The organism is Cellulomonas jepli (assembly GCF_047229345.1).
Classification (GTDB): domain Bacteria; phylum Actinomycetota; class Actinomycetes; order Actinomycetales; family Cellulomonadaceae; genus Cellulomonas_A.
In genome coordinates this window covers 1-7,016 of record NZ_JBFTER010000156.1, presented here as the reverse complement: position 1 = coordinate 7,016, position 7,016 = coordinate 1, and the positions used below count along the sequence as shown (strand labels likewise).

The 7,016-nt window shown below is 75.6% G+C and carries 6 protein-coding genes and 2 pseudogenes; 1 reads left to right on the top strand and 7 read right to left on the bottom strand.

Annotated features, from left to right (window positions below; genetic code table 11):
• Positions 1–241: pseudogene (locus AB6N24_RS22160) on the top strand (hypothetical protein); the annotation flags it as partial.
• A gap of 61 nt (positions 242–302) precedes the next feature.
• On the opposite strand, the gene AB6N24_RS22155 reads toward AB6N24_RS22160, so the two are convergent.
• The 7 genes and pseudogenes from AB6N24_RS22155 to AB6N24_RS22125 all read right to left on the bottom strand — a co-directional run.
• On the bottom strand, positions 303–890 hold the full coding sequence (locus AB6N24_RS22155) for a phage tail protein (protein ID WP_412871524.1): 588 nt from the start codon (positions 888–890) through the stop codon (positions 303–305).
• Between the two features lies 1 nt (position 891).
• Positions 892–2,847: a putative baseplate assembly protein gene (locus AB6N24_RS22150; RefSeq protein ID WP_412871523.1), complete on the bottom strand. Its 1,956-nt coding sequence runs from the start codon at positions 2,845–2,847 to the stop codon at positions 892–894.
• Positions 2,844–3,251, bottom strand: a complete 408-nt coding sequence (locus AB6N24_RS22145; RefSeq protein WP_412871522.1) for a GPW/gp25 family protein — start codon at positions 3,249–3,251, stop codon at positions 2,844–2,846. The genes AB6N24_RS22150 and AB6N24_RS22145 overlap by 4 nt, the downstream gene beginning before the upstream one ends.
• 52 nt (positions 3,252–3,303) lie before the next feature.
• Positions 3,304–5,091, bottom strand: coding sequence for a VgrG-related protein (locus tag AB6N24_RS22140; protein ID WP_412871521.1), 1,788 nt, complete (start codon positions 5,089–5,091; stop codon positions 3,304–3,306).
• A complete protein-coding gene (locus AB6N24_RS22135) occupies positions 5,078–5,908 on the bottom strand; it encodes a CIS tube protein (RefSeq protein ID WP_412871520.1) in 831 nt (276 codons plus the stop codon). Before AB6N24_RS22135 ends, AB6N24_RS22140 begins: the two co-directional genes overlap by 14 nt.
• Before the next feature lie 7 nt (positions 5,909–5,915).
• The gene (locus AB6N24_RS22130) at positions 5,916–6,401 is read right to left on the bottom strand and encodes a phage tail protein (RefSeq protein WP_412871519.1); all 486 of its coding nucleotides are present in this window, start codon (positions 6,399–6,401) and stop codon (positions 5,916–5,918) included.
• Positions 6,391–7,016 (bottom strand): annotated as a pseudogene (locus AB6N24_RS22125) (hypothetical protein); the annotation flags it as partial. The pseudogene AB6N24_RS22125 and the gene AB6N24_RS22130, both read right to left, overlap by 11 nt.

The window sequence follows — 7,016 nt, the reverse complement described above, 5'->3', positions numbered from 1 at the left end:
GGCCGCGCCGGTCGGTGCGGTGGTCGCGGGCGCCGCACCGTTCGCGGCCACGGTCGCCGGCGCGGCCGTCCTCGGCACGGACGAGGGCGCAGCCGTCGCAGGGCTCGCGGCCGGGGCGGGCTCGGCCCTGCCGGTCGACGGGGTCCGGACGCTCGCGGTGGGCGTGGGCGTGACGGCGGGCGGGGGGACGGAGCCGGCGGCGGCCGGCTCATCCACGCGCTCGCCCTCCCACGCCAGGTAGGCACCGCACTCCGCGCAGAAGTGCTCGGCCTCCTGGTTGCGCGTCCCGCACGTGGTGCAGATCAGCACGGCTCCTCCTCGGTGCAGGCCTCGACGACCACGGTGTGGGGGACGTGCGCGGGCTTGACCGCGCTGACGACCCGGTCGAGGCGACGGATGTCGACGGTGGTGGGGTCCGGGACCCGCACGCGCACGGTCAGCGCGAGCTCGGGCGTGCCGGGCAGCGCCGCCCCGGGGCTCGCGGACCACCGCGTGCCGCCCGAGTCGACGACCTCGACGTCGCCGCGCGCGCCCGCGTCGTCGGACAGGCCGAGACCCAGCGCGAGCCGCACGGCGTCCTCGATCCCCGGGCGGGTGCCGCGGCGACGGTGCAGCGAGGCGGCGTCCGCGACGATCTCGCGGCTCTGGGCGAGGCCCCATGCGTCGTCGAGCTCGATGCCGACCCACTCGCCGACCCAGGACAGGAAGTCGGGCGGCGCGAGGCGCGGGTCCACGTAGCACTCGAGGCGGTCGATCGTGAGCAGCACCGGGGCGAGCACCTCGTCGAACGCGCCGACGAAGCGCCGCACGAAGTCCTCGTCCTGGTACACCGCGGGGAGCCGGTCGACGAGCGCGACCGGGTTGGTCAGCCCCGGCACCGTGCCGCGCACGTCACACCCCCGCCGTGACGCGCACGCGGTGCTCGAACGAGAACACGAGCGCGTGCGGGTCGAGCTCGAGGCGCTGCACGGGCTCGCCGCGCTCGCCGGTCAGCGGGTCCGCGGCGAACAGCTGGACGTCGTCGACGATCTCGGTCCCCGGCAGCCGCTGGAGCACCGCGTAGACCTCGCCCGCCTGGACGGGCCGCCCGAACGGCCAGCCCACGCCGTCGGGCCCGCCGGTGAGCGGGTCGAGGTAGCGGTGCAGCGCGGTGAGCGCGGCGGCGCGCAGCCCGTCGGTCGCGACGCGCGGCCGGGCGGTGAGCCGGGCCACGACCGTGACGCCCTGGTAGTACGGCGGCTCGACGAGCACGCGCGCGCCGACCGGCCGCCGCTCGTCGAGGTGCTGGGCGACGACCGCGAGCCCCTCGTCGGACGGCACGAGGTCCTCGAACCGCAGCACGCCCGCGTCGTCGGGCACCGCGGACGGCACCACCAGCACGCGCAGCCCGTGCGCGTCGGGTCCGGCGGTCGCGGGGATGCAGCGCACCCGGGCGATGCCGGGGGCGGCGCGCCGCGCGAGCTGCTCGTAGTCCTCCGCGGTGACGGCACGGTCGCGGGTGCGCAGCGCGAGCGGCCCGCGCTCCTTGGCCTGCTCGACGGTCTCCCCGGCGACCCCGCCGAGCGCGGCCCGGCGGTTCTCGACGCGGTCGACGAACGGCACGGGCGTGCGCAGGACCCCGATGACCCGGGCGGCGACGTTGCCGTCGGGGCCCCCACCGGTCCGGTACGACGGCACGCGCAGCGGGACGCCCTTGGGCGGGACGGCGCCGTACGCGTGCAGGGTGCCGTCGGCCTCACGGACCGCGGGGGGCAGCTGGACCTCGCCCGTCGCGCGGTCGACGCGCACCACGCGGTCCTCGGGGCCCGAGCCGGCGAACGAGTCGACCTCGGTCCACTCCGCCCAGCCCGACCCGTCCGCGACCTCGACGACGAACCGGCGCCCGTCGGGGACGACGGGGTGGTGCTCGAGCGTGAAGACCTGCCCCGGGACGCCCTCGGACAGGCCGAGGACCTCGTCGAGCACGGTCGAGGCGTGCACCGCGGGGACCGTCCCGCCGATCGTGAACGCGCTCGCCGCGCCGATCGTCGGCGAGGCCCCGTACGCCGGGTAGCCCTCGACGGGCGCGACGACCCGGCAGCGCAGCCAGCCGGCGCGCAGCTGGCGCACCACCGACGCCGTGTGGCTCGCGGGCACGTGCAGCACGACGTCGCCCCGCCGGTTCAGGCCCCCGGTCGCGTCGCTGTCCACCTCGCAGCGCCGCCACCCCGAGCCGTCCCACGCCTCCCAGACGAGCGGCGGGTGCCGCGGGTCGACGCCGACGCCGTGCACGTCGCAGTCGAGCCGGACGACGACCGCGCAGCCGGGGGCGGCGTCGTCGAGCCCGAGCAGCACGACGTCGTCGACCTGCGGGGTCGGGGCGAACGCCGGGAAGTCGACGTCCGAGGCGAGGTCGTCGTCGTGGCGCACGGGCTCCGCGCCCGCCGCCTGCGTGAGCACGTGCACGAGCCGGCGCGGCGGGACGGTCAGGCGCGTGCGCGTCGAGAAGACGACGGCCTCGTCGTCCTCGGTGCGCCGCGTCGAGACGGCCGTCCCGGGCTGCACGACGACCGGCTCGGGCTGCGGCGCGGACAGCCAGAACGTCACGTCGACGGTCGCGGCCGCCGGCGGGTGCAGCTGCACGCCGAGCAGGTCGAGGAACGTCACGTAGAGCCGGTCGGGCACGCGGTTGAGCCGGTACACGAGCTGGTCGACCATGAACGCGAACGCCTCGATGAGCGTCACGCCCGGGTCGGAGACGTTGTGGTCGGTCCACTCGGGGCAGCGCTGCTGGACCAGGCGCTTCGCGTCGTCGACGAGGTCCTGGAACCGCCGGTCGTCGAGGTCGGGAGCGGGGAGCACTCTCACGCACCACCTTCGTGCTCGGGGATCACGTAGAACGGGAAGACGAGGTTGCGCGGGTCGTTCGTGCCGCGCAGCGCGTAGTGGATCTCGATGAACAGCACGCCGTCGTCGACGGCGTCGAAGCGCACGACGACGTCCTCCAGGTCGATCCGGGGCTCCCAGTGCTCGAGCGCGACCCGCACCGCGTACGCGATGTCCCCGGCGGTCGCGGCGTCCGCGGGCGCGAACACGTAGTCGTGCACCGCGCAGCCGAACTCGGGGCGCATCGGCCGCTCGCCGGGGGACGTCGCGAGGATCAGCCGGATGCTCTCCTCGATCTCGCGCTCGCGCGTGACGAGCGCGATCCGCCCGGTCGGGTCGGTGCGCACCGGGAACGCCCAGCCGGCGCCGACGAACTCCTGCCCCACGTCCCTCGTCCCCCTCCACGGGCGCGCCCCCGGTCGCCCGGTGGCGGCGCCGTCAGTTGATCTTGACCAGCGAGCCCTTGACGGTCGTGACGCCGCTCGACGAGAGCTCCGCGGTCCCGTCCGCCGTGACCTTGACGGTGGCGCCCTTGAGCTCGAGCGCCCCCGTCGCGGTGAGCGAGACCTTGACGCCCTTGACGGTGACGTTCCCCGTCCCGGTGCTCACCTCGACGTCCTTGTCGGCCGTCACCGAGACCGAGCCCTTCGAGACGATCGTGATACCGGCCTGCGGCTTCTGGGTGAGCGTGATCTCCTGCGCGCCGCCGTCGGTGCTGAGCGTGAGCCGCTCGCCGTCGGGCGACTCGAGGAGCTCGACGAGCATCCCGGTGCGCGAGACGAGGGCCCGGCGGGTCACGGCGCCGTCCGTGGACCCCACGTGGTCCGACCACGGCTTGTCCGGCTGGTCCCGGCCGTTGTAGAGGCCGCCGAGCACGTACGGCTGCTGGAAGCTGCCCTGCCCGAACGCGACGAGCACCTCGTCGCCCACCTCGGGCAGCCAGACCGTGCCGCGTCCCGCTCCGGCGCCGGGCTGGACCGTGCGCGCCCACCAGCTCTCGTACGTGTCGGAGAGCACCGGGAAGCGGACCTTGACCCGGCCCCGCCCGTCCGGGTCCTTCAGGTCGGTGACCTGCGCCGTCACGACACCGGTGAGGGTGCCGGGCGCGCCGGCCCCGCCCAGCGCGCCCGTCGCGACCCCGTACAGCGAGCGCTCCGAGGTGTTCCCGACCGTGAACGAGGTGAGGTACCCGGCGTCCTGGGAGAAGTCGTGGCGGGTCGCGCTCAGCGTGTACCGGCCCTCGAACGGTGCACCGACGTTGGCGAGCGACACCGCCGTGCCGGCGCGGAGCCGGGGGTTGCCGCGCACGACGCCGTCGAGCTCCGCGAAGCCGCCCGCGAGGTGGTCGGCGAGGGCCGCCGCCGCGGCGTCGCACTGGGCCTGCTGGTCGAACGTCGACGCCGCGACGACGTAGCGCGGGCTGGAGAAGGTCGCGGCGAGCGACGCCGGCGTGACCCCGTCGAGCTCGGCGCTCGCGCTGCCGGCCGGGGCGACCGCCACGAGCTCGCGCTTCGCGGTGACGTCCCACCCCCGGACCTCGACGTCCGGCACCTGCCCCGCCGAGGTGACGGTCGCCCGCAGCTGGACCAGGTTGACCCCCTGCTCGATCACGAGGGGGTCCTGCCGTGCGCCGGCCGAGCCGGTCGGCGCGTCGGTCGCCTTCGTCGCCGACGTGAAGCTCAGCTTGCCGTCGACGACCGCGAGCACCGCGCCGACCTGGTCGGCGAGCCCGCGCAGGAAGGTCCAGTCGTCGATGCCGTCCTGCGCGACGTGGTCGAGCACCGGGCCGCGCGCGTCGATGGTCCCGGCGTCGATCCCGGCGCGGCGGGCGACGGTGCGCGCGACGTCGGCCGCGGTGACGTTGACGTACGCCTCGACGCGGCGGCCCCGGAAGAGACGGTGCGAGGCGTCCAGCCCGCGCACGACGGTGTGCGTGCCCGCCGCGGACACCTCGAGCTCGAGCGCCGTGACCTCGCCGGTCAGCAGCGGGACCGGACCTCCGGGCGCGCTGGTCTGCACGAGCAGGCGCAGCTTCGCGCCGATCGTGATGCCGGCCTTCGTCAGCACGACCGTGCCCGGGTCGCTGAACCGCAGCACGAACAGGTCGGGGACGTTCGAGCTGTCGTCCACGTACCCGGACACCAGCAGCGCGGCGACGTCGTCCGGCAGGGGCCGGCCCGCGACCTCGACGATCGGCGTGCTCGCGTGCTCCTCACCGTGCGGCACGGGCGGGCTCCTTGCTGTGCGGGTGGCGCTCCGGCGCACGGGACGGCGACGCGGCGCCGCGCGGGCCGGCGATCTCGTCGAGGGACGGCAGCAGCAGGTGCTGGCCGGGGCGCAGCCGCATCGGGTCGTCGATGCCGTTGACCTGCGCGACCGCCCGCCACAGCGCCGCGTCCCCGTACTCGCGGTACGCGACCCCCGCGAGGCTGTCCCCGTCGACGACGACGTGCAGGCGCCGGGGCACGAGCCCGCCCGACGTCGGGTTCTGCCCGGGCTTCTCGCCGGCGAGCTCCTCGAGCGTGACCGTGCAGACCGCGCGGATCGGCAGGCCCTTCGCGGTGAAGAGCGTGTACTTCGCCTGCACGCTCGCGATGTAGGCGAGGAAGCCGGTGAGCGGTCCCCACCGCAGCAGCACGAACGGCGGGGAGCCCTTCTTCTGCTGCTGGGTCGTCTGCGTCGGCACGCAGCACTCGAACAGCAGCTCGACGTTCTTGACGACCTTGTCGTCCTGCTCGGCCGACGCGTCGAAGAACATCTCGAGCGTGAGCTTCGCGGGCTGCGGGCCGTTGTACTGCGGGGGTCCGCTCTTCTTGCTGTTGCGGCTGGTGTCGCGCCCCCACGACGCGCTCTTCGCGAGCGTCAGCTCCTTGGGGTTGAACTGGAACATGAGCTTGTGCAGGCGCGGGCCGGGCTTGGTCAGCGACCCGTCGGCCGCCGGCTGGCAGATCTCGAGGTACGCGTGCTGCAGGTTGCCGGGCTCCTGCTCGAGCGCGGTGAGCCCGCCGCCGCCGGCGGCGGAGAGCACGGTCGCGGCGCCCATGACGGCCTCAGCTCTGCGCCGGGGCCGCGACGAAGCCGTGGTGCGCGATCTCCACGGTCTCCATCAGGACCTTCGGCTGGTCGGGGGTGAAGGAGGGCCCGGTCCACCGCACGGGGACCACGTCGCGCAGCTCCCACGTGGCGACGGACTTCCCGTCGGCCGTCTGCGCCTGGATGGTCCCGGTGGAGAGCTTGTACCCGGTGGCCATGCGGGAGAACAGCGCCGAGACGTTCATGCTGCCGGCGCCGAGCGGGCGGGAGAGCTTGATGTTCGGGTACTTCAGGCGGGTCGGCAGCTGCCAGACGAGCCCGTTGTTGCCGCCCTCCTCGCGCGTCTCCATGACGACCTCGCAGCCGAGGCCCTCGCAGCTGGTGAACGCGCCGAGGGACTCGGCGTCGATGCGCACGACGAACCGCACGCTGACCGCCGTCGAGGTGTCGTCCAGGACCAGCGGCTGGGCGGGGATGTGGGTCACGCGGGGGCTAGCGCTCATCGGTCCGGCGTCCTCGGCGTTCGCGGTCGAGCAGCATGTCGGCCTTGATCTGGCGGGTCAGCGGGCCCACGAGCCGGCGCACGAGGGCGTCGAGCTGCTCGGGGGACGCCGCGTCGGGCGGCGCGCCGGCCGTCCCGGCCGCCGGGGACGCGGACGGTGCGGGGCCGGGTGCGGGTCCGGGCGGGGGCTCCGGGGCGGGTGCCGCGTCGGCGGGGGAGCGCTGGACCTCGACGCGGGGGGCGTCCGGCGGGCTGCCCACCGCCGCGTCGACGACCGGGGTCGGCCCCGCCGTTGCCGGCGCCACGAGCGGGAGCGGTGACGATCGCCCGGTGCGCTGCACGGTGCCGCCCGAGCCGACGGGCCACGGTGGTCCTCCCGCGGCGTCCCGCGTCGGGGCCGCCGGTGCGGGACCGGTCGGAGCGACGAGGACGCTGCCGGCCGGCGCGTCGAGAACGCCGGCGGTCGGGCTCGGGCGCCGAGCCGCACCGGGCTCGGTGACGCGCTGGAGCGCCGGTGCGGTCAGCGTCGCCGTCGCGCCACGGAGGCCGGACCCGCTCGGGGCGCCGACGAGCGGTGCGGTGCGGGGCGCCAGCGCCGCCGTGCGACCCACGGTGC